Genomic DNA, 24,647 nt, shown 5'->3' with positions numbered 1-24,647 from the left:
TGATCAGGAGCCAAGGCGGCGTGAGGGCATGGGGCCGGCCACGATGATCGGCAGCAGGAGTACGACCCAGAAGAGGAGTTCCCCTGGCAGGTCGTCCGGCGCGTACGAACTCCATCTGTAGGGGCCCGCCAGCGAGTACGGGCCCTCGAACGCGTACAGATCTTCCAGCGGGTACGAGTTCTCCCCTGCGTGATATGGCGGCGGAGCGCAGAACCAGCCGGCTGTTTGCCGACCGATTCCGAAGGCGGTCAGGATCACCGGCCCGGATGCCGCCAGAACCGCGCCGGAGCGCAGGAGTGCCGCCGTTTTCGGGGATGGCGTGGGTAACGCGGGTTGCTGATCCTGGGTCATGCTGCCGCCTTCTCCTTGGGAAGATCAATTGGAGAAGTGTAGTGATGGTGGGCGTGTTTACTGGAGCGTGGGGGGAGGGGTCATTCGGAGTTCGGTGGCTATGGCGGTGGTGAGGTGGGTGGTTTCTTCGGACACGAGGTTGCGCAGGGTGTCCGGAGTGCGGTCGGTGAGGTGTGATCGGTCCATCGTGAATTGTGCTCTGGCGATGTTCCTGCCGCGTTCGATCCGGTGGTGGTTCTTGTCGGCGTTGACGGTGATGCCGACCTTGATCTTGCGGAGTGAGGTCTGCCGCCACCACGCGAGCCATTCCGCGGAGTGGTTGAGTTTCCGGTCGAGTTCGTGGGCGGCGGTGAGGTAGGCCGCCGGGATGGATTTCCCGGCCGATCCCCGGAAAGTCTCCCACCAGCCTTCGTCGGGAGGTGAAGGCGCTCTCAGGGGGTCGAGTTCGTCGTACCAGTCGAGGCCGGCGGACTCCCACAGGGTCGTGGCCGCCAGGTCGATGAGGAGTTCGGCTTCGCCGGCGTCCCATTCCGATTCTTCGACCGTGGAGGGATCGGTGATGACGGTGTCGTAGCGGGCCTGGCCGGCGGCGACGATCGCGTAGAGGAGGTTTTCGTGGGCGTCTCCCGACAGGGGCAGGGGCGGGTGCCCGGCGTCGGTGATGTCGGGGATGGCGGAGCCGGCCAGCGGTAGTTCGGTGAGTGCGCTTACTTTGGCGGCGAGGTGGGCGCAGAAGGACTCCACGTCTTCCGGTGAGAGTGAGGACAGTTGCTCGCCGAGGACGTCGACGCTGTCGTCGTCGATCACCCCGTCGAGTTCGTCGATCAGATCCCAGAAGGTCTCTTCGGTCATCGGCGAAGCCTTCCCTGCGGGTGCGGAGGAGAACGTGAGACGCCGGTCTCGGCGTCTCACGTTCTTGTCGGCGAGGGCCCTGCTATTTACAGCTTTTCAGCTGTCCGGGAGGGCAGTGGCCGTGCATGATGAAATACGCGGTGATCCTGCCGTGCTCCCACCAGCGTGCCTTGAGATAGCCCACTTTACGCGTGAGGATCTTGTACGTGCAGCCGCCCAGGATGCCGAAGTGGAAATTGCACGCCCTCAGCTGTTCCTGCGGTCGCACCACGCCCCGGGAGGCGAGGCTGATCCCATACTTGTAGGTCTTGCGGCCGTAGAAGATCTCGTATCCGATGTAGAGATTGCGATCGTTCCTGGCCTTGTTGGAATTGATGTCGGGACGTTGGACGGCGGTTCTGGCCTTGGTCAGGTTGACGCTGCAGCCGTGCCGCTTGCAGTAGTTGATCGCCTGTTGCGTGGTCGTGACGGTCACCACCGTGCCGACGCTGAAGATCAGCGCGGTCATCAGCTCCGCCCCGCCGATCGCCAGCAGGGGGACGGCGAAGACGAGGGCGCCCTGGCGCCGGTCCTCGGCGGAGGCGATCCCGAGGTAAGGGGTCGCGTGCGCGACGGCGGTGGTGCTGACGTTCGCGCCGGCCGCCGCCGTGGGCGGGGGTGTGGTCGTGGTGAGGAGGCCGGCGAGGGTGAGTCCCAAGCAGATCCGCAGGCCGGCCCGGCGTAACCGTGGTCGTCGCATGGTGGTCCTCTCGTACCGGGGATGAGGTCAACTCGCGGTACGAGGGGGGAGGGTTCGGGTGTTCAGGTCGGAGAGCGGGTGAGGTGCTGTCATAGCGAAGCGGTCTGGGACGTGGTGGTCGGTTGCCTACTCCTTGCCCATGAGCTGGGCCAGGCGGGTCCAGGCCGGGGACGAGGCTTCGGGCTGGGATTGCTGGGCCAGGCGGGCGACGGCCGGGTTCTGTACGGGGCGGGTCTCGGAGCGGCTGTGGTGGCGGGCGAACCAGTCGCGGGTACGGTCCGCGAGCCCCGGGAGCCGGGGGTCGTCCGGCGACCAGTCGTAGGCGGCGTCGTGTTCGAGGTAGAGGGCACGGAACTCGGGATCGGCGATGAGCTCGTGCTTCTCGGCGATCCACACGGCGGCGTCCTCGGGTGAGGCCGTCCGCATGAGGATCCAGCCGTCGCGTTCCAGCTGGATCTGGCGCTCGCTGACGCCGATGTCACGCAGGGCGTCGAGGTGGTCGGCGACCTCGGTGGAGACGTAGAGCCGGTCGCCGCCCTGGAGTTGGGCGAGCTGGTCGCGAAGGTGCTCCAGTTGCGCGATGCGGTCCTGGAGGTTCAGGTCGATCTCGGTGACGGCCGCGGTGAGGATGTCCGGGTCCGCGTCGAGGAGGTCCTTGATCCGGGCCAGTGGCACGCCCGCACGGGCCAGGGTTCTGATCTTGACGAGGTCGATGGCGTGCTTGGCGGTGTAGCGGCGGTAGCCGGAGGAGTCGCGGCCGGGCTCGGGGAGCAGGCCGCGCTCGTGATAGTGGCGGATGGCCTTGGTGGTCACCCCGGCGTAGTTCGCCAACTGGCCGATCGTGAACATGCCGGGAATCCTTCCATCAAGCGGTCTATGAGTGGGTTGAGCGGCCAAGGAGGCGGTCAGGCGGGTCGGGCCGGCCTGGCGGTTCGGGGGTCAGGTGCGGCGGGTGAGGCGACCGCCGGCGTTGCGGTAGCGCGCCCGGCCGTCGCGGATGTCGTGGAAGGAGACCAGCAGCAGCCTCAGGTAGCCGTCGAAGACTTCCATCGGATATCCGGCGGGCGCGAACAGACCCGGCCGGATCGGGACGTAACGCTGCGGCGGTGCGGAGGTCGTGCCGCCGGCGAACTCGGTGAAGATCCGCTCCTGCGACTCGTCCGCCGGTTCGTACGTCGTCCGCTCCTCCAGCTGGCCGTCCACGATGCTGACGTCGATGCGGAGCTGGTCGGAGCGGTACGTGCCCGCGTACGGAGTCAGATCGACGTCCTCGCGCACGCCGGTGATCAGCGTGGGCAGCGGGACGCCGAGGTGGTCGGTCAGCAGCCGGCACAGGAACTGGTCCTGGACCATGAGCGCTCCCGGGGTGTTGCCGAAGGCGGTGAAGACGAGGTCGTGCTCGGGCACGACGCACAGAAGGGACACGCCGCCGGGCGACGCGCCGGACATGGCGAGCACCGTCGTGTCGCCGAAGGGGTACAGGACCCAGCCCAGCCCCATCGGCGGCACGTTCGGGCTGTCCATGTCGTACGAGACCTGCCGCATCAGCGCGACCGACTCGGCCGACAGGACGCGCGTGCCCGATGGGGCGATGCCGCCCGCGAGGTGGGTGCGGCCGAAGGCGAGCAGGTCGGCGACGGTGCCGATCGGAGTGCCGCCGGCCGGTCCCCAGGTCTCGGGCAGGGTGAACATGTTCGTCGGCCGAAGCAGCCCGGTCTCGGGGTCGGGGAAGTGACCGACGGCCGTGCTGCGCAGGATGGCCTGCTCGGCCGACGTACTGGAGTCCTTCATGCCGACGGGCGCGTAGACGTCCCGTGCGAGCAGGTCGGCGAACGGCAGGCCGGTCACCACCTCCAGCAGGCGGCCCGCGACGATCATGCCGCCGTTGGAGTAGCTGAGCCGCTCGCCCGGCTCGAACAGGGTGCCGCACCCGCTCGCCAGCCCGTTCATGTACGTTTTCAGCGCGTCGCGGCCCTTGGCGTCGGGGAAGTACAGGTCCGCGTCGATGCCGTTGGTGTGCGAGAGCAGGTGCCGGACCAGGATCTTGTCCGCCGCGCCCGGCACGGCCAGGGCGAACTCGGGAAGGTAGGCGACCACCGGCGAGTCCAGGTCGATTTGCCCGCGTTCGACCTGCTGCATGACGAGTGTGGTGGTCAGGACCTTGGTGACCGAGCCGAAGAGGAAGCCGGTGTCCTCCAGCATGGGCGCGCCGGTGGCGAGGTTGGCGGTGCCGTGGGCGACGATGATCTGCTCGCCGGCGTGGTGGACGCCCGCGACGAAGCCGGGCACCTCGCCGGACTCGCAGGCGGCGGCGATCTGCTCGCGGAAGTGGGTCTCGACGGCGTGGAGCGCGTTGGTGTTCATGTGGAGCATCGTTCAGGCTTGCCCCTGGGGCAAGGTCAAGGGCTCGTTCGGGAACGGATGCCGCCGCCGTCCCCATGCGCCGCCGTCCCCATGCCGGCGCCGGGCACCCGGTACGGTGGGCTGCGTGTCCTGGACGCTCGAAACGCCCGATGGCAGGTCGCTGCGCGTCAACGCCTGGAACTGGCGGCCGACCCTGGAGTTGCTGGAGCGGGGCCGCGTGCTGGACGAGGAGACGCTGATGGCGCTCGGCTACAACGGCCGGGTGGAGCTGAGCGGCGCGGAAGCCCGTCAGATCGCCGTCTTCCTCGACGGTTACCTGCCGGGCGTGCCCGGTGAGGGGCGGGTGCTGCTCGACGGGACGGTCACCACGGAACCCGACACCTTCGAGTTCCACCGCGAGGAGCTCGACCGCAACTACTCGGCGACGACCGAATGGCTGACCGGTTTCCGCGATTTCTGCCGGGACGCGCCGCAGGGCTTCACCTGCTCCTGACCGGCCCTCGGGCGATTTCGCCAAATATGGCGATATACCCGAAATTAAGGCTCTTGTTGGCTTTTATTGGCCTCGGTATCATTAATTCATTGCGCCCAGGTGAAATCAGGATCGCCTGGGACTTTTCATTCGGAGGTATCCCGTGGCCGCGAAGAGCTGGGCAGCGAAGGTCCTCGTCGCCGCGGCGGTCGTGGCGGCCGGCGTCGTGGCCGGCGGGGCACTGGCGAGCCCCGCCTCCGCCGACACCGCGACGTCCGGCGGAGCCCCGGTCTCCACCAACGGTTTCACCTGGTCGGACTGACGCTCGCCGGGTTCGTCGTTATGCGGTGAAGCGGCCGGCGTGTTCGGTGGCCCACTGGGTGAACGTGCGCGCCGGCCGACCGGTCACCCGTTCGACGGTGTCGACGACGGTCTTGGACTCCATGCTCGCGGCGGCGTGCCAGCCGATCACATACTCGGCGTCCGCCCGCGACACGCCGGTGGCCACCAGCCGGTTCACCGCCCGCTCGGGCGTGATGGGGACGAAGGCGAGGTCGCGGCCGATCGCCCGGCCCAGGATCGCGACCCGTTCGCTCGTGCTCAGCGCCTCGGGGCCGGTGAGGTTGTAGGCGCGGCCCGCGTGGCCGTCGTCGAGCAGCGCGACGGCCGCCACCGCGCCGATGTCGGCCTCGTGGACGAGCGCGCCGGGGTGGTCGTACGGCTCGCGGACGACCCCTTCGGCGCGGATCGAGGGGGCCCAGGTCAGGGCGTTGGACATGAACTCCTGCGGTTCGAGGCGGGTCCACTCCACCCCCGACTCGGCCACGGCCTGCTCGGCGGAACCCACGTAACCGCCCCACACCACGGTGATCCGGCGCACGCCGGCGTCGACCGCCCGCCGTACCAGCTCGGGCGCGGCCTCGGCGAGTCCCGCCGTCACCGTGACGTGCAACCGGCTGACGCCGTCGAGGGCGGGGCCCAGCTCCTGCGGCGCGGTGTGCGTGCCTTCGACCACCTCCACCTCGTCGGGGAAGCGCGCCTTGGCCGGGTCGCGGGTCAGGGCTCGTACGTGCTCTCCCCGGCGGACCAGCTCCGCCACCACGTGCCTGCCCGTGTTCCCCGTCGCGCCGGTCACCAATGTCGTCATCGTCCTGTTCCTTTCGTCTCCTGCGACGCTAGGAACTCAACCGAACTTGAGGTCAAGCCCGGGAGGACAATCAGGGGCATGGCCGAAGAATCCGCTGTCAGTGCGCTGCACCATGTCGAGATCTGGGTGCCCGACCTGCGGCGGGCCGTCACCGCCTGGCGGTGGCTGCTGGAGGAGCTCGGTTATGAGCCGTACCAGGAGTGGGAGGACGGCCGGAGCTGGCGGCTCGGGGCGACGTACCTGGTGTTCGAGCAGTCGCCCGCGCTCAGCGCCGGGCGGCACGACCGCCTCCGCCCTGGGCTGAACCACCTGGCCTTCCACGCCGGCGACCGCGCGCGGGTGGACGAGCTGGCGGAGCGGGCGACCGCGTACGGCTGGACGTTGATGTTCCCCGACCGCCACCCGTACGCCGGTGGCGAGGCGCACTATGCCGCCTACCTGGAGAACGCGGACGGCTTCGAGGTGGAGCTGGTCGCCGGAGCGGTCACGACGACGTGAGGTGAGCGTGGGCGGCCACGACGAGGAGCGCCGGGCCAGGGGCGGAAAAAGCACGCGCTTGCTTGACGGCCGAGCGCCATAATGAGGCGATTATGCAGCCTGAATTCCTCTCCCCGGACGAACTGCTCAACGAGGTGGAACCCCTGTCCCACGGACAGCGGTCCCGCCGCCTGGCCGAACGTGGCAGGGAGCTGGCTGGCCGGCCGGACGAGCTCCAGGCCCTGCTCACGGCCCTGTCGGAACGGAGCCCGTACGAGCGGCTGCTCGCGGCGCGGCTGGCCGTCATGGCCGGGCACCTTCCGCACCTCGTCCGCGCCACCGCTGACCCGGATCCTGACATATCCCAGTACGCGATCGGCCACGCCATCAGGCTGGGCATCCCCGATGACGCCGTCATGGAGATCGTCCGCGACGCCCCCGCCGCCCATCGCGCGGTCGTGTACCGGGCCGTCCGGCGTGAGCGCAGGAGCGATCTGGTCGAGCGCCTGGTCGACGAGGCACGCGGGCGCTGGGGCGACCGCGAGGCCGCGGGGCTGCTGGCCGCCTGTTCCGCCGAGGCGGTCGCGGCCCGGCTCGGCGACCTGGCGTACGCGGTGCCCAACTGGGGCGCCCTGGCCAGGCGGCATCCCCACACGGTGCTCGACCACGCCGAGTCGACGCTGGCCGAGCTGCCGCGCCCCCTGCGCGAGACCTGGTGGACGGCGACGGCCTCGGGCATCGAGGTGGCCGCCACGCACGCCCCCGAGCGGGTGATCGCGCTGCTGGAGCGCTACCCGACCAACCGGAGCTGGCACTGCGCGGGCCGGCTGCTGGACGCCGACCCGGTGCGTACGCTGGCCCTCTACCTGGCCCCCGGCCACCGCCACCAGCTCACCCGGCTGCTGCAGCGCAAGTCCGTCCGCCGGCGGCTGGCCCTGCTTCCCGACGCCCGGCTGGCCGAGCTGGGGCGGGCGCTGCGCGACGAGGAGCCGTCGCTGATCAACCTGCTGCGCTCGGTGGCGCCCGCGCGCAGGGACGCGCTGTTCACCGAGGTGATGGCGGGGGTCGACCAGTCCCAGGCGATCTACTCCCCGTACCTGCTGGACGTCCTGCCGCTGCGCCGCCGGGTCGCGGAGGCGCGCCGCATGCTGGGGCTGCGTTCCGTCGCCGACGATCCGCGGCAGACCCGGCAGATCACCGCCTTCCTCCCGTACGACGAGGCCGAGTCCGTGCTGCGGGCCGCCACCCGCCGCTCCGACGCGCTCGACCGCGCCGACGGCTACCGGAACCTGATCGCCTGCGCGGGGCGCGCCCGCGATCCCGAGGTCGTCACCCGGATGCTGGACGCGCTCCGGCGGCTGCGCAACGAGCAGGACCCGGTACGCCAGGCCGCCGTCGAGGCGCTGACCGGTGTTCCGCCGCGGTTGTGGACGGCCGGGCACGTGCCCGTGCTGGACCGGTTCGTCGAGGACGCGGTCAACGCCCGCGACTGCTCCTACCAGACGCGGAGCAACCTCTCCCGCCTGGCGGCCGCGATCTTCGAGGAGGGCGCGCGGCAGGATGAGGCCGCCATGCTGGAGTACGGGCTGCGGGTACTCGAACGGCTGGCCGGCTCCGTGGGCATCGTCTCCGTGCACCGGCTGTCGCGGGTGCTGCGGCGGGGCCAGGAGGGCGAGCTGGTACGCCGGCTCGCCCCCTACCTGGAGGCGGAGGCCCGCCACGACCGGCACCAGCTGGCCTTCCTGCTCGCCTCGGCGCTCGGCCGGCGCGGCCACGACCTGCCCGAGCTGCAGCGGGCGCTGGAACGCGCGCTGACGGCCACCAGTGAGTCCGACGCGATCCGGGCCGTCGACCTCTGGCTGGAGCCGCCGCGCACCAGGGGCGAGCGGGTCGAGGGGCTGCTGGCGGCCGATCCGTCCGTGGTGGCGCTGGGCTCCGTGTTCGACGAGCTGACGGCGCGGCGTACGGACCTGCTGAGGCATGTCCTGAGTCGGCGGGCCCGCCAGGGGCGCTTCGCCCAGAGCGGGGTGCGGCGGGTCCGGTACGTTGCGCGGCAGTACGTCCGGCGGTGGACGGCGCGGCAGCGCGAGGCGTACACGGAGCTGCTGGAACGCGTCGTGTGGAACACGTCGCTGCCGCTGCACGAGCGGGCCCAGGCGGTGCGGATGATGGGCGCGATCCCGGCGATGGAGGCCGGGCGGCTGCGCAACCTGGAGGCGGAGCCGCTGTTGCGGCAGGCGAGGCTGGCGGCGCTGCCCTGGACGGCTCGCCCGCAGGAGGTGCTGGCCGAGCTGCTGGAGTACGCGGGCTCGGACGACGCCCACGTGGCCGTCTCGGCGGCGGCGCGGGCGGCCCGGTTCGTCCGCCCGGCCGAGCTGCCGGCGGCGTTGGAGCCGGTCCTGGCCGAGGGCAAGGTCACCGCGCGCAAGGAGGCGGTCCGGCTGCTGGCCCGGCACCACGCGCCCGGCGCGATGGCGCGGCTGCGCAGCCTGTGGGAGGCCGAGGGGCAGCACAAGGACGTGCGGGTGGCGATCGTCTCGGCGGCTCTCGGCCTGCTCGACGAACCGGGCGCCTGGGACCTCCTCAGGGAGGCGGTCGCCATGGCACGGAGCGTGGCGGGTGGCGCGGTGGCGGATCTGGTGGCTCCTGTGCTGGATGCGCGGCCGTTGGACGTGCCGGGGCGGTGGCGGGCGGCGTTCGGGGAGCTGGTCATCGCCGCCACGCTGGCGGAGGAGCGGACGGTACGGCTGCCCGCCGTCGCGGCGCTGCCCCGCTGGGTCGCGTACGCGCCCGAGGCCATGGAGCGGCTGGCCGGGATCGCCCGCGATCTCGACGACACGGCGAGCTGGCAGGCCGCCGTAGGCGGGCTGGTCACGGGCGCGTGCTCGGGCTACGAGCCGGAGGTGCTGCGGCGGACCGTACGCGCGCTCGCCGCCGCGCCCGCCGAACCCGACGCGGGAGCCGACCGCGACCGCCCGGCCGCCCAGCGGCTGGGGGACCTTGTCGCGGAGCTGCGCTGGTGGCACCGGGCCCAGAGGGAGCCGATCGTGACCGGGCTGCCCGATGACCTCCCGCCCGACCTCGCCGCCGAACTCCTGGCCGGCACCGTCGACTGGGACGACCCGCGACCGGCGCTGGAACGGCTGGTGGCGACGGTCCCTGGCGTGCTGTCCGCGGTCGAGAACGGCCACTACCTGGCCGAGTCGACCGGCGACGTGCCCTTGGAGCAGGTGCTGCCGCAGGCGGAGTGGCTGGCTGGGCAGGGGGAGAAGGGCGCACTGCTGGCCATGGCGCTGGCCGCGTCCTGCGGTCCCCGATCGGGCTGGGCGGCGCCCTGGCGAGAGCTGGTGCGGCGAGTACGCGCGTCCGACCACCCGGAGGCCGCTCACCAGGCCCTGCGCGTCACGACGGCCGACGAGTGAGCACCGCGCCTGAGCCCCATACAGCGCCCATGCCTGAGCGCCGTATAACGGCTCATGTCACGGCTCAGGCCCGCTGACGGCTCGGGTCGGCGTGTGAGGGCCCGGTCAGAGGTCGGTGTGGGCGTAGTCGCACTCGTCGAACTGCGGCGTCCGCACCACCGTCGAGTCCGTCTCCGTGCCGCCGCCCACCTGCTCGGCCTGGGCGGCCGGTGCGGAGGTCAGGACGAAGGTGGCCAGGATGACGGCGGCGGACGCGGCCACGCGGCGGACGGGGCCGCTCTGGTGAGCCTTCATGGGTCCTCCATGAGGAACGCTCGACTGGCCCCCATCGTGGGTCCTGATGCGGCGGATGTCCAGGCCGAGCCCTGTTTTGCACAGTCTGGTGCGGTTTGGGCGGCGTGAGGCGGGCCTGCGAGGTGTTGGCGAGGGCTGTTAGGGTCGGTCCTCATCACTGACCGAGTCAAGAATTCGTCATGGGAGGGTCATGAGGACCTCTAAAAAGATCGCGATCATCACCTCCGTGCTCGCCGGAGCGGCGGCGACCGCAGGGACGGCGGCGCCGGCCGCCGTCGCCGAGAGCGGGCCGGCCTGGGCCGCCTACCACGGGCTCAGCGCCAGTCAGAGCGTGAGCCGGGTGACCCGGCTCAAGAACCAGGACTATCGGCCGATCACGGTGAACGTTTCGGACGGGGAGCGGTACGCCGCCGTCTGGATCAAGGGCGGCGCGTCCAACGACTGGGGCATCTGGCAGGGCATGTCGGCCAGCGGGTTCCAGAAGCGGTTCGACGCCGCCGTGAAGGAGGGCGCGCAGCCGACCTCCGTCTCCGCCACCGGCCCGGCCGACTCGCCCGTGTTCACCGCCGTCTTCGAGCGCAAGAGCGGCGCGTTCGTGGCCAAGTCCGGGCTCACGCCCGCCCAGTTCGGCGCCGCCAACAAGCAGGCCGCCGCCAAGGGGCTCGCGCTGAGCTCGGTGGACGCGTACGGCACCCCCGGTGACATCCGCTACGTCGGCGTCTGGAGCGCGAGCTCCGGCGCCTGGTACTACACGTACGGCAAGAGCAGGCAGCAGCACCAGGCCGAGTACTACGCCAAGAGGCAGAAGGGCTTCCGGCCGGTCAAGGTCTCCGTGGCGCCCGACGGTACCTACAGCGCGGTGTGGCGCAAGGACGGGGTGAAGTCCTGGGCCCACTACGTGGACATGAACGCCGCCGGCTACCAGAAGCGCGTCGACGACTTGAAGGCCAAGGGTCTTCACCCCGTGCAGGTCAACGCCGAGAACGGCAAGTACGCCGCCATCTGGCAATAGCACGCCGTATGGCGTACCTCCTGCAGTGTCACGCCATATGACGTATCTCCGGCGGTAACGGGCCGGAGGATGTGTACGGAGCTCCGGTGGTAGCGGGCCGGAGAGCGTACGGGTGCGATGCGCGCCGCTGTCGCCGCCGGGCGCCGCACCCCGCACGAGAGCCGTCCCCGCGCCTCGTCCCCCGGATCGCGGCCTGAGAGCCGCCGGGTCAGTTCCGCAGGATCCGGACGTCGGCCGACGTGCTGCGCGCCACGATCGTGCTGTCGCTCTTGCCGTCGTGCTCGACCTCGGAACGTTCGCTGCCCTCCTTGCTGGCCGCCGTGACCGCGTAGGCCCCCGAGGGCACTCTCGCCGTCACCCTCCCGTCCGTGGACTGCAGGTCGAGCGTGGTGGGCCGGGCGGTGAACGCCACGTCGATGGCTCCGTCGAAGGTACGTACCCGTACATGTGCCGACTTGAGGCCCTCGGCCGTGATCGGGCCCTCGCTGCGCAGCCGCAGCCGGCCGGAGGCGCCCGTCACCTGGATGCGGTCCCCGCTGACCGCGTCCACGTCCTGGGTGAGGTCGTTGAGGATGACGCCGTCCCCGGCATCGACCGACAGCTTCACGCCGGGCGGGACCTTGACGTGGTAGCGGGCGCCGCAGTCGCCGAAGACCAGGTTGCAGTCCGCGCTGAGGCGCAGGTCGCCGTCGCGCAGGGACCAGGCGGGGCCGTCCGTGGCCGCCTTGCCGCGCAGCCAGCGCTCCACCTGTACGGTGCCGCTCGTGCCAGGGAGCACGCGCACCCCGCCGAGGGAAGCGTTGATCTTCAGGTCGGTTCCGGTGAACGGGAACGACCGGGTGGCGTGGACCTCGTCCGCTTCGAGTTCCACGCCACAAGCGCCGGTCGTCGCGACGAGTAACGCCGCGCATGCCGCAAATGCCGCGATCTGCCTCATGGTCACGATCGTGGCCGAGCGCCACTCCCGCCCCCATCGGCCATCCGGCCGAACCGCCCCCGGCTCCCTCATCCGTTCGGCCGGTCCGAGAACCGTTCGGCCGGTCCGAGATCCGTTCGGCTGGGGCCTCAGTCGCTTACAGGGCCGCCAGCAGGGTTCGCACCTGGCCGAGTGGGTCGGCGCCGACCGGGCGGAGCACCACCGTGTCCGCCCCCGCCGCCCACAGGCTCTTGACCCACTCCGCGGCCTCCTCGGCCGCCCCGGACGCCATCGCCACGTCCTCGGGCGCCACCCCCAGGAACTCCGCCTGCCCGTTCAGCAGCGACTGCGCGGCCTCGTCCAGTTCGGCGGTCCCGCGCAGGTAGGCGAAGACGACCAGTTCGTGCTCCTCGGTCGCGCCGATCCGTTCGACGACCCCGGGCAACTGGTCGGGGCCGACGCCCTCGGGCAGGATCGTGCCCTGGGCAACCCGGCCGGACAGCGCCAGCGAGCGCGGCCCCTTGACCCCGGCCAGCACGGGCGGCGGCACGGCGGGCTTGTGCACCAGCGTGACGCCGTCCAGATGGACCGACTTCCCGTCGAGGGTCACGCTCTCGCCGCGCAGCAACGCGCGTACGGACGTGATCGTCTCCTCCAGGAGGGCCAGCGGCGACGGGACGGCGGCGCCCACCTGCTCCATCCAGGCGCCCACGCCGTGTCCGATGCCGGCGGCCAGCCGGCCGGGGTGGAGGCGGGCCAGGTTGGCCAGCTCCATCGCCAGCAGCATGGGGTTGCGCAGCGGCGCGGGGGTGATGCCGATGCCCACCCGCAGCCGGGAGGTGACGGCGAGCGCCGTCGCGGCGGACGAGACGCCGCCGGTCCAGCCCAGGTCCTCGACCACCCAGAGATCGTCCACGGACGTCTCGTCGAGCGTCTTGGCGAACGGGACGAGCTGCTCGGGCGGCAGGTCGCGGTCGAACATGACTCCGAGTCTCACGGTGCCCTCCAGTAATAGCGGTAGAGACGGCCGGTCTCCGAGTATCCGGCACGCAGGAAGGCGTTGGCGGTCGGGACGTTCGCGACATCGGTGGCCGCGACGATGCGCCGCAGGCCGGCCTCGGCGAGGGTACGGGTGCCGTGGGCGAGCAGGTCGTTCACGTAGCCGTGGCCGCGGTGCTCGGGCAGCACGCCGATGTAGGCGATCGAGTGGTCGTCGGGGGCCACCAGGCCGACGGGGGCGTCACCCAGGTGGCCGATGACGAACCAGCCGGGCTTGGCCTTGCGGTTCATCAGGTCGTCGTACATCCATCGGGCCTCCTTCTCCGCGCCCGACGTGGCCACCTCGACCCGGGTGTCGTGGTCGAGCGAGCCCTCGGAGACGCGTACGAGGATGTCGATCACCTCGTCGGGGTCCATGCGGCGCGCGGGCCGGTAGGTCAGCCGCCCCGGATCGCCGGGGACGTCGCTGCCCGCCACCCACTCCAGCAGCAGCCGCTCCACCTCCATGGTGAATCCGGCCTCCATGAGTGCTTCGTGCTCGACGGCGCGATCGACGACAGGGGTGAGCCCGGGCTTGAGCGGGATGTCATGAATGATCTTGGTCAGCCCCATCGCGTCCAGACTGCGGCGCAGCAGGCCGGCGGCGGCGAGAGGGTCGGGTCCCGGGTCGAACTGCCAGACGATCGCCGGCTCCGAGCCGGGGAAGGGCGCCCAGTAGGCCAGGCGCGCCCGCCCTTCCGCGAAGCACCACTCAGGCCGGGTCCTGCCCTCGTCATGGGCGGCCCTGAGCTGGGAGCGCGCGGGCTCGGGGAACTCGTCGAACAACGTGGAAGCCTCCGCACGTGAGAGGGCTCTCCCGCGACGCCTGATACGTCGGGAGGAGATGCGCCCGCGATGACATGACCATCATGTTCTCGCACACGTCCACGCGATCAAGCGGAGATCACGTTCTCACGAGCCTCCACCGCAAAGCCGGGCGGAGCCGGTCCCGGACCGGATTCGGGGAGGGCATTCGGGGAGGGCGTTCAGGCGGCGGTGCCCAGCGCCGTACGGGCCTCGTCGAGGGATCCGCTGGTCGCGAAATGCCGGTCGAGGTTCGTGATCGTCAGCAGATGCCGGATCATCCCCGGCCCGACCACCAGCACCATCCGCCCCCGCAGGCGCTGGACCTGGTTGAGCGTCGCCACGAGCACCCCCAGGCCCACCGAGTCGCAGAACGGCACCTCGGTGAGGTCCACGATCAGGTTGAGGGGAGCAGGAGCGCCGAGCGCCTGTTCCAGCTCGGCCCGGAGCCGGGGCGCGCCCGCGACGTCCAGGTCGCCCACGACACGGACCACCGTGAAGGGGCCCTCCCGCCAACACCTGACCACCATTGGCCTCACCTGCCCTGAGCCCAGAAAGATATGCCTATTTCTTACATATGTTGTCCATTGCCGTTTTGGTGGTTGGTGTAACGCCGGGCTTCGCGGATGGCGTGGCATTCGCCTTCGGTTGCTTGATCTTGAGCTGGTCGCTGCCCAGGATGACCTCGATGCCCTCGGTGCCGGTCTTGCGGATCTCCGCCCCGGGAATGGCGGCCGCCACGACCTTCGCCGCCGCCTCCTGACCCTCGCCGTGGCGGACGATGGTCTTCTTGTAGTCCTTCTTGGTGGTGTTGCCAGGATCGCCGGGCACCTTGAACCCGTACGCGACCAGCGCCGTCTTGGCGCGCGCCGCCAGGCCGGTGATGAGCGTGCCGTTCTTGACCTTGAGCGAGATCTCCCCGGGCGGGATCGCGGACGGCTTGGCCGACGGCGTCGGGGCGGCGCTCGGCGTGGGCTTGGCCGGGTCGCGGTCGGCGTCGATCGCGGCGAACATCTCGCGGGCCGCCTGCTTGTCCCACAGCACCGCCGACTCGCCGGTGGGCGTCTTGAAGTCGACGTCGGACAGCGGCACCTCGGCGAACGTCACGTCGTCGAGCGCGACGTCGCGCATCTGCGTGGCAAGACCGATCAGCCCGTCGTCGGGGTCGACCTTGACCGTGCTGAGCGTCGAGTTGACGAACGAGGCCAGCTTGGCCGGATTGGCCAGCGTGTCGGCGCTGAGCGCCCGGTTGAGCAGCGCCGAGATGACCTGCTGCTGCCGGTCGATGCGGTCGAGGTCGGAGCGGGCGGTGGCGCGGGTGCGGGCGTAGCCGAGCGCCTGCACGCCGTCGAGCTGGTGGGTGCCGGCCGGCAGGTTGAGCGCGATCTTGGTGTCGTTGATCGGCACGGGCGTGCAGACGGTGACCCCGCCGAGTGAGTCGACCACGTCGATGAAGCCCAGGATGTTGACCTCGATGTAGCGGTTGATCTGCAGCCCGGTGACCGCCTCGACGGTCTGCTTGGCCAGCTTGGGTCCGCCGAACTGGTACGCCGAGTTGATCTTGTGGTCGCCCTTGCCCGGAACCGTGGTCCAGGTGTCGCGCGGCAGGCTGACCACGGTCACCTTCCTGTGGTCCTCCGACAGGTGGATGACCATCATGGTGTCGGTGCGCTGGCCGGCCTCGCGGCCGAGCTTGAGCCGGTTCTGCTGCTGGCGGGTGAGGTCGTCGCGCTTGTCGACGCCGACCATCAGGATGTTCTCGGCGCCCGAGGACGAGGGCGCGGTCACCCCGGCGTCCACCGTGCCGATCTGGCGCGGGGTCGCCCACACCACACCCGTGGTGACCAGCACGCCCGTGGACAGCAGACCGGCCAGCACGACGTTGCGGCGGCGGGCCCTGGCGCTCCTGCGCGGCCTCCGGGTGCGGACGGGTGTCAGCTTGACGCCTCCGTAGGCGTCGCCGCCCACGAGCACACCGCCGTCCTCCTCGCCCGGGTCGCGCATGCCGTCCCCCTTTTGTCACCCCGGTGGATCGGGGCCTTCGATTGCCCTCCTCCCCTGGTCGTACAGTAGCGTGAGCCCCGCCATGAAGCAGTTCCCCGACTCGCCGCACGCGCCCGCGGAGACGCGCGGCTGGCCCCCCATCTCCGTCATCATGCCGGTCCTCAACGAGGAGCGGCACCTCCGCGAGGCCGTCGATCAGGTCCTCGCCCAGCAATACCCAGGCGAGATCGAGGTCGTCCTCGCCGTGGGTCCGTCCCAGGACCGCACCCGGGAGGTCGCCGACGCCATCGCGGCGGCCGACAGACGGGTGACGGTGGTGCCCAACCCGACGGGCCGCACCCCCAACGCGCTCAACGCGGCCATCGCCGCCTCGCGTAACGACATCGTCGCCAGGGTCGACGGGCACGCCATGCTGCCCTCCGACTACCTGCGCGTCGCCGTCGAGACGCTGGCGGAGACCGGCGCCGACAACGTCGGCGGCGTCATGGCGGCCGAGGGGATCACCCCCTTCGAGCAGGCCGTCGCCTGCGCCATGACGTCCAAGATCGGCGTGGGCGCCGCCGCCTTCCACGTGGGCGGCACGGCGGGCCCCGCCGACACCGTCTACCTCGGCGTCTTCCGCCGCTCCGCCCTCGCCAGGGTCGGCGGCTACGACGAGCACTTCCAGCGGGCCCAGGACTGGGAGATGAACCACCGCATCCGCCAGACCGGCGGCCTGGTGTGGTTCCAGCCGCGCATGCGGGTCTCCTACCGGCCGAGGCCCGACACGAAGGCGCTGGCCAAGCAGTACTTCCACTACGGCCGCTGGCGCCGCGTGGTCTCGCGCACGCACGAGGGCACGATCAACCTGCGCTACCTGGCGCCGCCCGCAGCGGTGCTGGCGATGCTGCTCGGGTTGCTCGTCTCGCCGTTCTTCCCGCTCGCGCTGATCGTCCCCGGCGGCTACGCGCTGGCCATCGTGGCCGGCTCGGCGGTGACCGGCAGCGGGCTGTCAGGGGCGGCGAAGCTGCGGCTGCCGCTCGTGTACGCGACCATGCACTGCTCCTGGGGCTGGGGCTTCCTGACCAGCCCGAGAAGGCTGGCCCGCCCGCCGGGGCAGCCGGTCGGGAGGGAGCAGCCGGCGCCGCGCTTCGGCGAGTAGCCACTCAGCCGAGTCATGAGCCGGCGAAGACCCGCTCGACGGCGGCGTTGAAGCGGGTCAGCGCGTCCGGATACTCCGGGCCGAAGAGCCGGCTCCTGAGCTTGACCCTGGCCCCGGCCAGGGTGTCATCCCCGTCCAAGAACTCGGCGAGGTTCGACAGGTCCTCGCCGAGCAACACCCCCGCCTCGGCGCTGGGGTAACGCTCGTGGAAGGCGCTCTCGGGCAGCCCGGCCACGTTCGTCACCGCGTACGGCTTCTCGCTGGCCAGGAAGTCGGCCACCACGCTGGAGATGTCGCTGATCAGCAGGTCGCACTCGTTGAAGCAGTCGTAGAGGTGCGGCTCGGGCCCGTCCACGATCAGATGCCTGATCCGCTGCTCCTCCTCCCCGCTCCCGTGCGAGGGATGCCGGGCCTTCGACTTGGCCAGCTCGGCCGCCTCGATCATGGCCACGATCTTCCTGTGCGCCCGGGTGGCGCTCTTGTCGCGGTGGCCGGTCAGCGGGTGGGGCTTGTAGATCACGCGCAGCGGCGACCGGTGGTCGAGCAGCGCCCGCACGATGCGCGGGCCCATGGTGATCAGCGAGGTGTGGAACAGGTCGTCGTTCCAGCCCTCCCAGGTGGGGGCGTAGAGCACGGTTCGGTACGGCAGCCCGGGCCCCTCCGTCGAGATGCCCTCAAGCTGCGGCCTGCCGACCTCGTGGATGTTCTCGTCCCTGACGCCCACCTTGGCCTTGCGGTAGCGGTCGCGGCCCGCGGGCCCGGCCACCCACACCTCGTCGTACACCCGTGAGAACGGGTTGAACGAGGCCTCCTTGTCGCTGTCGCCGTGGTTGAGGAACGCGCTGCGCAGGGTGGGGATGCGCAGCATGTGCACATTTCTGCCGACGTTGGCGACGTACAGGCAGAGCCGGGCCCCGGCCAGCGCGCGGAAGCTCATCAGGTCGGCCGACGACGGGATGCACACCATCGGCAGGCTGGTGCCTTCGAGATGCGCGGCCATGCCGCGCTCGCGCAGCACGACGATGGCCCGCCGGTCGAGCCGCTCCAGCGTGGGCAGCCACATCCTGGCCTGGTAGGCGGCGGCGGTGGCGCCGGAGAAGTACAGGATGATCTCGGGGGCGTACCGCTCGACCTGCTCGCCGACCACCCGCAGCACGTTGGCGCGGTCGGTGAGGGGCAGGGCGCGGCGCACGTACGGGATGAGCGCGAGCGCCGCCACGAGACCGGCCACGAGCGCCACCCCGGCCCCCAGGGTGGCGAGCACGGCCCCGTGGACCGCGCCCAGCACCGGAAGAGCGTCCAGGTAGAGGAACGGCACGCTGCGCGCGTCACGCAGCCGCCTGGGCGGCATCTTGGGGATGCGCAGCGCGGAGACGTCGATGTTGCGGGTGGTCACCGGCATGCGGCTGAGCATCTGCCGCAACCGCATCGCCAGGCCCGTGTGCAGGGCCCGTACGGCGTGCAGGGCGAGCACGCCGGCCGCGAGCGCCACGAACCACGGCGAGTCGGCCCCCGCCGTCCGCGCCACCAGCAGCAGCGCCAGCGTCTCGCGCACCGCGAAGCGCAGCGTGATCCCGAGGTGCACCTTGCCGAGCAGGTCGGGCAGCGGGCGGGCGGCGCGCGGTGCGACGCACTCGACGGCGTACGAGGCCACGGCCACCGCGCCGAACAGCAGCGGAGCCGGCCACAGAGCCGTCACCAGGAGCGCGGGGTAGCAGCCGAGCAGGGCCGCGATCACGATGAGTCTCCTCATGTGATCGCACGGTAACAATGCTCAGGTCAAGCGCCGTCCACGCGCACGTCTATGACTTGCCCTGATAGGTCGGAGATGAGGATGTCCAGCGAGGTCTGCGAGCCGAGGAGGGGAGAGGCGCCGGTATTGACGCAGTTGACCCTGATGCCGACCCTGATGCCGTCAGCGGCCACTCGCGGGCCGGCGCCCTGGTCGGCGCGGCCACGTCGAGCGCGCTCAGTTGGCCGGCCCCGGCGACTCGCTCGGCGCTCGCCGCAGGCCGAAGAGCAGCTCCGCGATGTGCAGGTCGGCGGGATGGGTGACCTTGATGTTGTGCTCGCTGCCCGCCACCAGGTGGATCGGCACCTCGGGCAGGTAACGCAGCACCACGCCGCAGTCGTCGGTGGCGGGCAGGTCGCCGAAGCCGGGGTCGGCCATCGCCCGCTCATAGGCTTCGCGGATCACCGAGAGCCGGAAGCACTGCGGAGTCTGGCTGCGCCGCAGCCGCGCCCGGTCCAGCACCTCGCCGATCACCTCGCCGCCGTCCGGCCCTGGAACCGCCACGAAGACGGTGTCGGAGCTCGGGATCGCCACGTTGACGGCCTCGTGGGTCTCCAGCGCCTTGACACACTCCGTGATGATCCGGGGCTCCAGGAGCGGGCGTACGGCGTCGTGCAGCAGCACGTTGCACTCCGCCGCGCCGAGCGCGGCCAGCGCCCGCCACGTGCTCTCCGTCCGGCTCGCGCCGCCGTCCACGACCTTGCTGACCTTGCGGTATCCGCCCGCGGCGACGATCTCCCTGACCCGGCCGGCGTATCCGGGCGTCATCAGCACCACGACCTCGTCGATCTCCGGCGCGTCCTCGAAGACGGCCAGCGAATGCTCGATGATCGTCCGGCCCGCGACCTCGATGAGCTGCTTGGGCGTGCTGAGCCCGACCCGCTGCCCCACGCCGCCCGCGAGGAGCACTCCAACCGACCGCAGCGGTGAATCCATACCGGCAGCGTAGTGCCGCTGGTCCGTGATATCGCGGTGACCTGTCGCTACGCTGTGTCTACGCACCCCCAAGTGACCGCACTCCACCCCGGCCGGGAGGAGATCTGCGCTTTGCCCGACTCACTGATCCGCGGGGGCACGACCACGTCGGCCGTGCTGCTCGCCACCACGCCCGCGTGCAGGCTCTCCAGCGGTGACGGCACCCTGCTCGACCGCCTCCACGACCAGCTCGCCATGCTGCCCGTCCGCGACGTCCTGGTGGTGAGCGCCGGCGGCGGCCTCGGGGCCGACCTGCGCGGCGTCGCCAAGATCGCGCGCACCACCACCGGCACGGTGGCCGTGCTCCCCGCCGACCTGGTGGCCCACACCGAGGCGCTCGCGCTGCTGCTCGAACACCCCTCCCGCGACACCGCCGCGCTGATCGCCCACGACGTGGTCACCTCGCCGCTGCGGCCTCCCGTACGCGTCGAGGGCGGCAAGGTCGTCGCGGCGGGCAGCTCGTTCCACCTCGTGCCGGAGGCCAACGCCACGTTCAGAGGCGTGCTCCAGGCCGGCGAGGCCGACCTGACCTCGCTCGCCGACATCGCGGAAGAGCTGGCCGAGCTGTCCGAGGCGGGCAAGCTCGGCCCCGTCACCGCGGTCGAGGCCGTCGATCTGCTGCTGGTCGGCCTGGTCAGGTCGGGCGTCGGCGTGCGCGCCGCGGCGATCGGGCCGCTGCACGCCGAGCGGGTGAGCGGCCAGAACGCCGCCGACGCGGCCGTCGTCAGGCTGTCGGAGGTGGACGAGGAGCAGGTCAGGCTCGACACGTCCGTCAAAGACGACGACGGCTTCCTCGCCACGTTCCTGGTCTCGTCCTGGACCCGCCACCTGGTCAGACCGGCGGTGCGGCTCAAGCTCGCGCCCAACACCGTCACCGGCGTCTCGGCCGGGCTGGCCCTGCTCGCGGCCGTCTGGTTCTCCGCCGGCACGCAGGGCGGGCGGCTGGCCGGCGCGGTGCTGCTCTACCTGTCGTTCGCGCTCGACTGCCTCGACGGGCAGCTCGCCCGCTACACCCGCACGTTCTCCCCGCTCGGCGCGTGGGCCGACGGCATGTCCGACCGGCTCAAGGAATACGTCGTCTACGTCGGCCTGGCCTTCGGCTTCGCCGGTCCCGGCATCTGGCCGCTGGCCGTGGGCGCCATGATCCTCCAGGTCGTCAGGCACGCCATCGACGCCACGTACGCGGGAGCCCTCGCCGACGCGGCCAAGATCGGCGCCACGTGGGGCAGGCCCGCGCGCTCCCTGATGGAGTCGCACGACGTCCGCCGCGACCACGGCGGCGTGCTGAAGCTCGCCCAGAGACTCGAACGCGGCACGGTCGCGCGCTGGCTGAAGAAGATCGTCGTCCTGCCCATCGGGGAGCGCATGGCGCTGATCGCCGTCACCGCCGCCGGCTGGAACGCGCGCGTCACGTTCCTGTCCCTGCTCTGCTGGGGCGGCGTCGCGGCCCTCTATCAGCTCGCCGGACGGATCGCGAGGTCGGCACGATGACGACGGTTCACCTGACCCCCGTACCCAACAGCGCCGTCGTCGCCTACCGCGACGACGGGCCGCTCTCGCGCGCCATGGGCCTGCTCGTGGCCGGGCAGCTCCCGCCGCTCCCTCCGGTCATCGCCGGCACGTTCGTCACGGGCATGCTGCTGCTGATCGGCGTGGCCGGCTCCGACGGGCTGGCCGTCTTCGCGCCCGCCGTGACGCTGCTGCTGGCCGGGCCGGGCAGCACCCACCCGCACGACGGCCGCTTCGACTGGCTCGTGCCGCCGATCCTGCGCCTCGTCGAGTACGCCTTCATCGCCGCGGTCGGCTTCGCCCACCGGCTGAACCCCGTACTGATCTTCCTTCTGCTCGGCGCGCTCGCCTTCCACCATTACGATCTGGTCTACCGGCTGCGCCAGCGCGTCTACCCGCCGCCGTGGCTGGCCGCCCTCGGGCTCGGCTGGGACGGGCGGATGATGGTGGTCTCGCTGACCGCCCTGTCAGGGTGGCTGACCGGCGGCTATGTGGTGCTCGCGGTCTATCTGTGGGCCCTGTTCGGCTGGGAGAGCCTGACCTGCTGGCTCGCCGCCCCGGTGTCCGGGGCCGAAACGGCCGATACGGGAACGCAAGACTAACGCCGGATTACCCGCACGGGGTCCAAAGACGAATACTCTTTGGGCCTATGGTGGGACGCTCGCGGACGTCCGCGTAACGCTCCGCGAATCCGAACAGACCTGCTCGACTGAGGAGTGCACGTTGCTGGGAATGGTTCTGGCCGCTGGAGCCGGACGACGCCTGCGGCCGTACACCGACACGCTGCCCAAGGCGCTCGTGCCGGTCGACGGCGAAACCACGATCATGGACATCTCGCTGCGCAATCTCGCCGAGGTGGGCCTGCGGGAGGTCGTGGTCGTCGTCGGTTACGCGGCCCAGGCCGTACACGAGCGTAAGGACGCCCTGGAGGAGCGGCACGGCGTCAAGCTCACCCTCGTGCACAACGACAAGGCCGAGGAGTGGAACAACGCCTACTCCCTGTGGTGCGCCCGCGACTACTTCGCCCAGGGCGTGCTCCTGGTCAACGGCGACACCGTGCACCCGGTCTCGGTCGAGAAGACGCTGCTGTCGGCCCCCGAGACGAGCGACGTCCTGCTCGCCGTCGACGACGTCAAGAAGCTGGCCGACGAGGAGATGAAGGTGACGCTCTCGCCCGAGGGCTCGCTGCGCCGCATCACCAAGCTGATGGACCCGGCCGAGGCCTACGGCGAGTACATCGGGGCCACCCTGATCAGGCCCGGCGCGGCCGACCGGCTGGCCGACGCGCTCAAGACCACGTTCGAGCGCGACCCCCAGCTCTACTACGAGGACGGCTACCAGGAGATGGTCGACCGCGGCGAGACCATCAACGCCGCGCCCATCGGCGAGGTCGACTGGGTCGAGGTGGACAACCACGACGACCTGGCCAAGGCCCGCACCATAGCCGTTCGCTACTGAGGGAGCGCGCATGCCGCTTCTCGCGAGGATGTTGCCGGCGCCGCTGACGATGGACGTCAGGCGGGGCGCGGTGGCTGAGCTCGGCGCGCTGCTCGCCGACAGCCGCGTGGCCACCTCCGGCCGGGTGGCCGTGGCCGTCGGCCGCGGCCAGGGCGACCACATCGAGAGCCTGATCGCGCCCACGCTGGGCGAGGCCGAGGTGTTCCGGGTGGCCGACGGGTCGGTCGACGCGGCCGTCTCGCTCGGCGCCGACCTGCGCAAGGGCGCCTACGAGGTCGTGGTGGGCGTCGGCGGTGGCAAGACGATCGACGCCACCAAATACGCCGCGTCGCTGGCCGGCATCCCGATGGTGGCCGTGGCCACCAACCTGTCCCACGACGGCATCTGCTCGCCCACGGCCTCCCTGATCTACGAGGGCGGCAAGGGCACGTTCGGCGTGCCGATGCCGCTGGCCATCCTGGTCGACCTCGACTTCGTGCACAACGCGCCCCAGGCGCTGGTGCGCGCGGGCGTGGGCGACGTGGTCAGCAACCTGTCGGCCATCGAGGACTGGCAGCTCGGCAACGTCGAGCGCGGCGAGCCCATCGACGGGCTGGCCTGCTCGATGTCGCGCACCGCCGCCGAGGCGCTCATCGGGCGCACCGACTCCATCGAGTCCGACGCGTTCCTGACCGTGCTGGCCGAATCGCTGATCCTGTCCGGCATGTCGATGGTCGTGGCCGGCTCGTCCCGGCCCGCGAGCGGCGGAGACCATGAGATCCTTCATGCTGTGGATCAGCTCTTTCCCGGCACCTCCAACCACGGCGAGCTCGCCGGGATCGGTGCCGCCTTCTGCTTCTTCCTCAGGGAGGACGACGCCCGCGTCAAGCAGGTCGTCGGCTGCCTGCGCAAGCACGAGCTGCCCGTCGTCCCCGGTGACATCGGGCTGAGCGCCGAGCAGTTCGCCGAGGTCGTGGCGCTGGCCCCGGCCACCCGTCCCGGCCGTTACACGATCCTGGAGCACCTGCGCATGCAGGACTCCGAGATCCGCGATCGGGTGGGGGACTATGTCCGGGCCTTCGGTAGCTGAGCTCCGGCAGGTGGCGCAGCCTCCCGGCCACCTGGAGCGCAGGAACGGCGAACACTGGGCCGGCGTCCTCTACATGCGCCGCCTGTCCATCTACGTGACCTGGATGATGACCAAGACCTCGGTCACGCCCAACCAGCTCACCTGGATCATGACGGTCGCGGGCGTGGCGGCCGGGTTCGTGCTGGCGCTGCCGGGGCTGTGGGCGGCCGTGCTCGCCGCCCTGCTGATCCAGGTCTACCTGCTGCTCGACTGCTCGGACGGCGAGCTGGCCCGCTGGACGGGCAAGACCTCGTTGGCCGGCGTCTACCTCGACCGGGTCGGCGCCTACTTCGCCGAGGCGGCCGTGCTGGCCGGGCTGGGCTGGCGCGCCTCCGAGGTGCTGCCCGACTGGTACACCGTGTTCGGCTTCGCCGCCGCGCTCGGCGCCATCCTGATCAAGGCGGAGAGCGACCTGGTGGAGGTGGCCAGAGCCAAGGGCGGGCTGGGCGCCGCGACCGAGGCGGCGGCGGTGCAGTTCAGGTCGGGGCTGCTGGGGCTGGGCCGGCGGGTGCTGGCGGCGACGCGGTTCCACCGCATCATGCAGCCCATCGAGCTGTCCCTGCTCGCGCTGGCGACCGCGGTCATCGACGTGTTCGCGGGGAATCTCACCGCCACCCGCGTGCTCGTCGTGGCCTGCCTGCTGGCCGCGGCGGTGCAGACCGTCCTGCATCTGATCAGCATCATGGCATCGAGAAGACTTGCTTGATCTCTGTCGGAACCGGAGGCGCCCCTCGTCCGTCGTATTGATCGGACGTCCGCCGTTCGGTGGGGG

At 71.1% G+C, this 24,647-nt stretch carries 25 protein-coding genes; 11 read left to right on the top strand and 14 right to left on the bottom strand.

The window, feature by feature from the left end; all coding sequences use genetic code 11:
* Window positions 1-3: 3 nt before the first annotated feature.
* The 5 genes from AB0C27_RS23505 to AB0C27_RS23485 form a co-directional block, all read right to left on the bottom strand.
* Window positions 4-351, bottom strand: a complete 348-nt coding sequence (locus AB0C27_RS23505) for a hypothetical protein (RefSeq protein WP_357847336.1) — start codon at window positions 349-351, stop codon at window positions 4-6.
* Between the two features lie 57 nt (window positions 352-408).
* On the bottom strand, window positions 409-1,203 hold the full coding sequence (locus AB0C27_RS23500) for a DUF4240 domain-containing protein (RefSeq protein WP_357847333.1): 795 nt from the start codon (window positions 1,201-1,203) through the stop codon (window positions 409-411).
* An 82-nt stretch (window positions 1,204-1,285) separates the two neighbouring features.
* Window positions 1,286-1,942: a hypothetical protein gene (locus AB0C27_RS23495; RefSeq protein ID WP_357847330.1), complete on the bottom strand. Its 657-nt coding sequence runs from the start codon at window positions 1,940-1,942 to the stop codon at window positions 1,286-1,288.
* Between the two features lie 126 nt (window positions 1,943-2,068).
* On the bottom strand, window positions 2,069-2,791 hold the full coding sequence (locus tag AB0C27_RS23490; protein ID WP_357847325.1) for a MerR family transcriptional regulator: 723 nt from the start codon (window positions 2,789-2,791) through the stop codon (window positions 2,069-2,071).
* Window positions 2,792-2,881: 90 nt separating this feature from the next.
* Window positions 2,882-4,306 (bottom strand): serine hydrolase domain-containing protein, encoded by a 1,425-nt coding sequence (locus tag AB0C27_RS23485; protein ID WP_357847322.1) that lies wholly within the window; start codon window positions 4,304-4,306, stop codon window positions 2,882-2,884.
* Between the two features lie 124 nt (window positions 4,307-4,430).
* Here AB0C27_RS23485 and AB0C27_RS23480 point away from each other — a divergent pair, with 124 nt between their 5' ends.
* Together AB0C27_RS23480 and AB0C27_RS23475 are read left to right on the top strand one after the other, a co-directional pair.
* Window positions 4,431-4,799 (top strand): hypothetical protein, encoded by a 369-nt coding sequence (locus AB0C27_RS23480; RefSeq protein WP_357847319.1) that lies wholly within the window; start codon window positions 4,431-4,433, stop codon window positions 4,797-4,799.
* A 142-nt stretch (window positions 4,800-4,941) separates the two neighbouring features.
* Complete coding sequence (locus AB0C27_RS23475; RefSeq protein ID WP_357847316.1) at window positions 4,942-5,100, top strand: hypothetical protein; 159 nt, start codon at window positions 4,942-4,944, stop codon at window positions 5,098-5,100.
* A gap of 18 nt (window positions 5,101-5,118) precedes the next feature.
* On the opposite strand, the gene AB0C27_RS23470 is transcribed toward AB0C27_RS23475, so the two are convergent.
* Entirely contained in the window at window positions 5,119-5,925 is an 807-nt protein-coding gene (locus AB0C27_RS23470; protein WP_357847313.1) for an NAD(P)H-binding protein, read from the bottom strand.
* Between the two features lie 78 nt (window positions 5,926-6,003).
* Between AB0C27_RS23470 and AB0C27_RS23465 the strand changes: the two genes are divergently transcribed.
* Window positions 6,004-6,423, top strand: a complete 420-nt coding sequence (locus AB0C27_RS23465) for a VOC family protein (protein WP_357847310.1) — start codon at window positions 6,004-6,006, stop codon at window positions 6,421-6,423.
* Between the two features lie 92 nt (window positions 6,424-6,515).
* Window positions 6,516-9,824 carry a hypothetical protein gene (locus tag AB0C27_RS23460; protein WP_357847307.1) on the top strand — a complete coding sequence of 1,103 codons (3,309 nt, stop codon included), beginning with the start codon at window positions 6,516-6,518 and terminating at the stop codon, window positions 9,822-9,824.
* Window positions 9,825-9,929: 105 nt separating this feature from the next.
* On the opposite strand, the gene AB0C27_RS23455 is transcribed toward AB0C27_RS23460, so the two are convergent.
* Window positions 9,930-10,118, bottom strand: coding sequence for a hypothetical protein (locus tag AB0C27_RS23455; protein ID WP_357847304.1), 189 nt, complete (start codon window positions 10,116-10,118; stop codon window positions 9,930-9,932).
* 190 nt (window positions 10,119-10,308) lie between these two features.
* Between AB0C27_RS23455 and AB0C27_RS23450 the strand changes: the two genes are divergently transcribed.
* The gene (locus AB0C27_RS23450; RefSeq protein WP_357847301.1) at window positions 10,309-11,130 is read left to right on the top strand and encodes a hypothetical protein; all 822 of its coding nucleotides are present in this window, start codon (window positions 10,309-10,311) and stop codon (window positions 11,128-11,130) included.
* Between the two features lie 208 nt (window positions 11,131-11,338).
* Here AB0C27_RS23450 and AB0C27_RS23445 read toward each other — a convergent pair whose 3' ends face one another.
* The 5 genes from AB0C27_RS23445 to AB0C27_RS23425 all read right to left on the bottom strand — a co-directional run bounded on the left by AB0C27_RS23445 (window position 11,339) and on the right by AB0C27_RS23425 (window position 15,892).
* Complete coding sequence (locus tag AB0C27_RS23445; RefSeq protein ID WP_357847298.1) at window positions 11,339-12,067, bottom strand: DUF4097 family beta strand repeat-containing protein; 729 nt, start codon at window positions 12,065-12,067, stop codon at window positions 11,339-11,341.
* Between the two features lie 136 nt (window positions 12,068-12,203).
* Window positions 12,204-13,043, bottom strand: a complete 840-nt coding sequence (locus AB0C27_RS23440; RefSeq protein WP_357847295.1) for an LLM class flavin-dependent oxidoreductase — start codon at window positions 13,041-13,043, stop codon at window positions 12,204-12,206.
* Window positions 13,040-13,870, bottom strand: a complete 831-nt coding sequence (locus AB0C27_RS23435; RefSeq protein ID WP_357847292.1) for a GNAT family N-acetyltransferase — start codon at window positions 13,868-13,870, stop codon at window positions 13,040-13,042. The genes AB0C27_RS23440 and AB0C27_RS23435 overlap by 4 nt, the downstream gene beginning before the upstream one ends.
* A 200-nt stretch (window positions 13,871-14,070) precedes the next feature.
* Complete coding sequence (locus AB0C27_RS23430; protein WP_357847289.1) at window positions 14,071-14,418, bottom strand: STAS domain-containing protein; 348 nt, start codon at window positions 14,416-14,418, stop codon at window positions 14,071-14,073.
* A 34-nt stretch (window positions 14,419-14,452) separates the two neighbouring features.
* Window positions 14,453-15,892, bottom strand: coding sequence for an LCP family protein (locus tag AB0C27_RS23425; RefSeq protein ID WP_357847286.1), 1,440 nt, complete (start codon window positions 15,890-15,892; stop codon window positions 14,453-14,455).
* Between the two features lie 82 nt (window positions 15,893-15,974).
* Between AB0C27_RS23425 and AB0C27_RS23420 the strand changes: the two genes are divergently transcribed.
* Window positions 15,975-17,033 (top strand): glycosyltransferase family 2 protein, encoded by a 1,059-nt coding sequence (locus AB0C27_RS23420; protein ID WP_357847283.1) that lies wholly within the window; start codon window positions 15,975-15,977, stop codon window positions 17,031-17,033.
* A 13-nt stretch (window positions 17,034-17,046) separates the two neighbouring features.
* On the opposite strand, the gene AB0C27_RS23415 is transcribed toward AB0C27_RS23420, so the two are convergent.
* On the bottom strand, window positions 17,047-18,786 hold the full coding sequence (locus AB0C27_RS23415) for a CDP-glycerol glycerophosphotransferase family protein (RefSeq protein ID WP_357847280.1): 1,740 nt from the start codon (window positions 18,784-18,786) through the stop codon (window positions 17,047-17,049).
* 216 nt (window positions 18,787-19,002) lie between these two features.
* Entirely contained in the window at window positions 19,003-19,761 is a 759-nt protein-coding gene (locus AB0C27_RS23410) for an IspD/TarI family cytidylyltransferase (protein ID WP_357847277.1), read from the bottom strand.
* A 72-nt stretch (window positions 19,762-19,833) separates the two neighbouring features.
* Here AB0C27_RS23410 and AB0C27_RS23405 point away from each other — a divergent pair, with 72 nt between their 5' ends.
* The 5 genes from AB0C27_RS23405 to AB0C27_RS23385 all read left to right on the top strand — a co-directional run bounded on the left by AB0C27_RS23405 (window position 19,834) and on the right by AB0C27_RS23385 (window position 24,581).
* Complete coding sequence (locus tag AB0C27_RS23405) at window positions 19,834-21,291, top strand: CDP-alcohol phosphatidyltransferase family protein (RefSeq protein ID WP_357847274.1); 1,458 nt, start codon at window positions 19,834-19,836, stop codon at window positions 21,289-21,291.
* On the top strand, window positions 21,288-21,911 hold the full coding sequence (locus AB0C27_RS23400) for a DUF5941 domain-containing protein (RefSeq protein ID WP_357847271.1): 624 nt from the start codon (window positions 21,288-21,290) through the stop codon (window positions 21,909-21,911). Before AB0C27_RS23405 ends, AB0C27_RS23400 begins: the two co-directional genes overlap by 4 nt.
* Window positions 21,912-22,032: 121 nt before the next feature.
* On the top strand, window positions 22,033-22,767 hold the full coding sequence (locus tag AB0C27_RS23395) for a phosphocholine cytidylyltransferase family protein (RefSeq protein ID WP_357847268.1): 735 nt from the start codon (window positions 22,033-22,035) through the stop codon (window positions 22,765-22,767).
* A gap of 28 nt (window positions 22,768-22,795) precedes the next feature.
* Complete coding sequence (locus tag AB0C27_RS23390; protein ID WP_357847876.1) at window positions 22,796-23,836, top strand: iron-containing alcohol dehydrogenase family protein; 1,041 nt, start codon at window positions 22,796-22,798, stop codon at window positions 23,834-23,836.
* Entirely contained in the window at window positions 23,814-24,581 is a 768-nt protein-coding gene (locus AB0C27_RS23385; RefSeq protein ID WP_357847265.1) for a CDP-alcohol phosphatidyltransferase family protein, read from the top strand. Before AB0C27_RS23390 ends, AB0C27_RS23385 begins: the two co-directional genes overlap by 23 nt.
* The last annotated feature ends 66 nt before the right edge of the window (window positions 24,582-24,647 follow it).

The sequence above is a fragment of the Nonomuraea sp. NPDC048882 genome (genome assembly GCF_040649755.1).
Taxonomy (GTDB): domain Bacteria; phylum Actinomycetota; class Actinomycetes; order Streptosporangiales; family Streptosporangiaceae; genus Nonomuraea; species Nonomuraea maheshkhaliensis.
This window is presented reverse-complemented; position numbering and strand designations above follow the sequence as displayed.

What these genes read in the sequence shown, in the direction of transcription:
- AB0C27_RS23505 (WP_357847336.1), bottom strand. Translation starts at nt 351, where the DNA reads ATGACCCAGGATCAGCAACCCGCGTTACCCACGCCATCCCCGAAAACG.
- AB0C27_RS23500 (WP_357847333.1), bottom strand. Translation starts at nt 1,203, where the DNA reads ATGACCGAAGAGACCTTCTGGGATCTGATCGACGAACTCGACGGGGTG.
- AB0C27_RS23495 (WP_357847330.1), bottom strand. Translation starts at nt 1,942, where the DNA reads ATGCGACGACCACGGTTACGCCGGGCCGGCCTGCGGATCTGCTTGGGA.
- AB0C27_RS23490 (WP_357847325.1), bottom strand. Translation starts at nt 2,791, where the DNA reads ATGTTCACGATCGGCCAGTTGGCGAACTACGCCGGGGTGACCACCAAG.
- AB0C27_RS23485 (WP_357847322.1), bottom strand. Translation starts at nt 4,306, where the DNA reads ATGAACACCAACGCGCTCCACGCCGTCGAGACCCACTTCCGCGAGCAG.
- AB0C27_RS23470 (WP_357847313.1), bottom strand. Translation starts at nt 5,925, where the DNA reads ATGACGACATTGGTGACCGGCGCGACGGGGAACACGGGCAGGCACGTG.
- AB0C27_RS23465 (WP_357847310.1), top strand. Translation starts at nt 6,004, where the DNA reads ATGGCCGAAGAATCCGCTGTCAGTGCGCTGCACCATGTCGAGATCTGG.
- AB0C27_RS23460 (WP_357847307.1), top strand. Translation starts at nt 6,516, where the DNA reads ATGCAGCCTGAATTCCTCTCCCCGGACGAACTGCTCAACGAGGTGGAA.
- AB0C27_RS23455 (WP_357847304.1), bottom strand. Translation starts at nt 10,118, where the DNA reads ATGAAGGCTCACCAGAGCGGCCCCGTCCGCCGCGTGGCCGCGTCCGCC.
- AB0C27_RS23450 (WP_357847301.1), top strand. Translation starts at nt 10,309, where the DNA reads ATGAGGACCTCTAAAAAGATCGCGATCATCACCTCCGTGCTCGCCGGA.
- AB0C27_RS23445 (WP_357847298.1), bottom strand. Translation starts at nt 12,067, where the DNA reads ATGAGGCAGATCGCGGCATTTGCGGCATGCGCGGCGTTACTCGTCGCG.
- AB0C27_RS23430 (WP_357847289.1), bottom strand. Translation starts at nt 14,418, where the DNA reads ATGGTGGTCAGGTGTTGGCGGGAGGGCCCCTTCACGGTGGTCCGTGTC.
- AB0C27_RS23425 (WP_357847286.1), bottom strand. Translation starts at nt 15,892, where the DNA reads ATGCGCGACCCGGGCGAGGAGGACGGCGGTGTGCTCGTGGGCGGCGAC.
- AB0C27_RS23420 (WP_357847283.1), top strand. Translation starts at nt 15,975, where the DNA reads ATGAAGCAGTTCCCCGACTCGCCGCACGCGCCCGCGGAGACGCGCGGC.
- AB0C27_RS23415 (WP_357847280.1), bottom strand. Translation starts at nt 18,786, where the DNA reads ATGAGGAGACTCATCGTGATCGCGGCCCTGCTCGGCTGCTACCCCGCG.
- AB0C27_RS23410 (WP_357847277.1), bottom strand. Translation starts at nt 19,761, where the DNA reads ATGGATTCACCGCTGCGGTCGGTTGGAGTGCTCCTCGCGGGCGGCGTG.
- AB0C27_RS23400 (WP_357847271.1), top strand. Translation starts at nt 21,288, where the DNA reads ATGACGACGGTTCACCTGACCCCCGTACCCAACAGCGCCGTCGTCGCC.
- AB0C27_RS23390 (WP_357847876.1), top strand. Translation starts at nt 22,796, where the DNA reads ATGTTGCCGGCGCCGCTGACGATGGACGTCAGGCGGGGCGCGGTGGCT.
- AB0C27_RS23385 (WP_357847265.1), top strand. Translation starts at nt 23,814, where the DNA reads ATGTCCGGGCCTTCGGTAGCTGAGCTCCGGCAGGTGGCGCAGCCTCCC.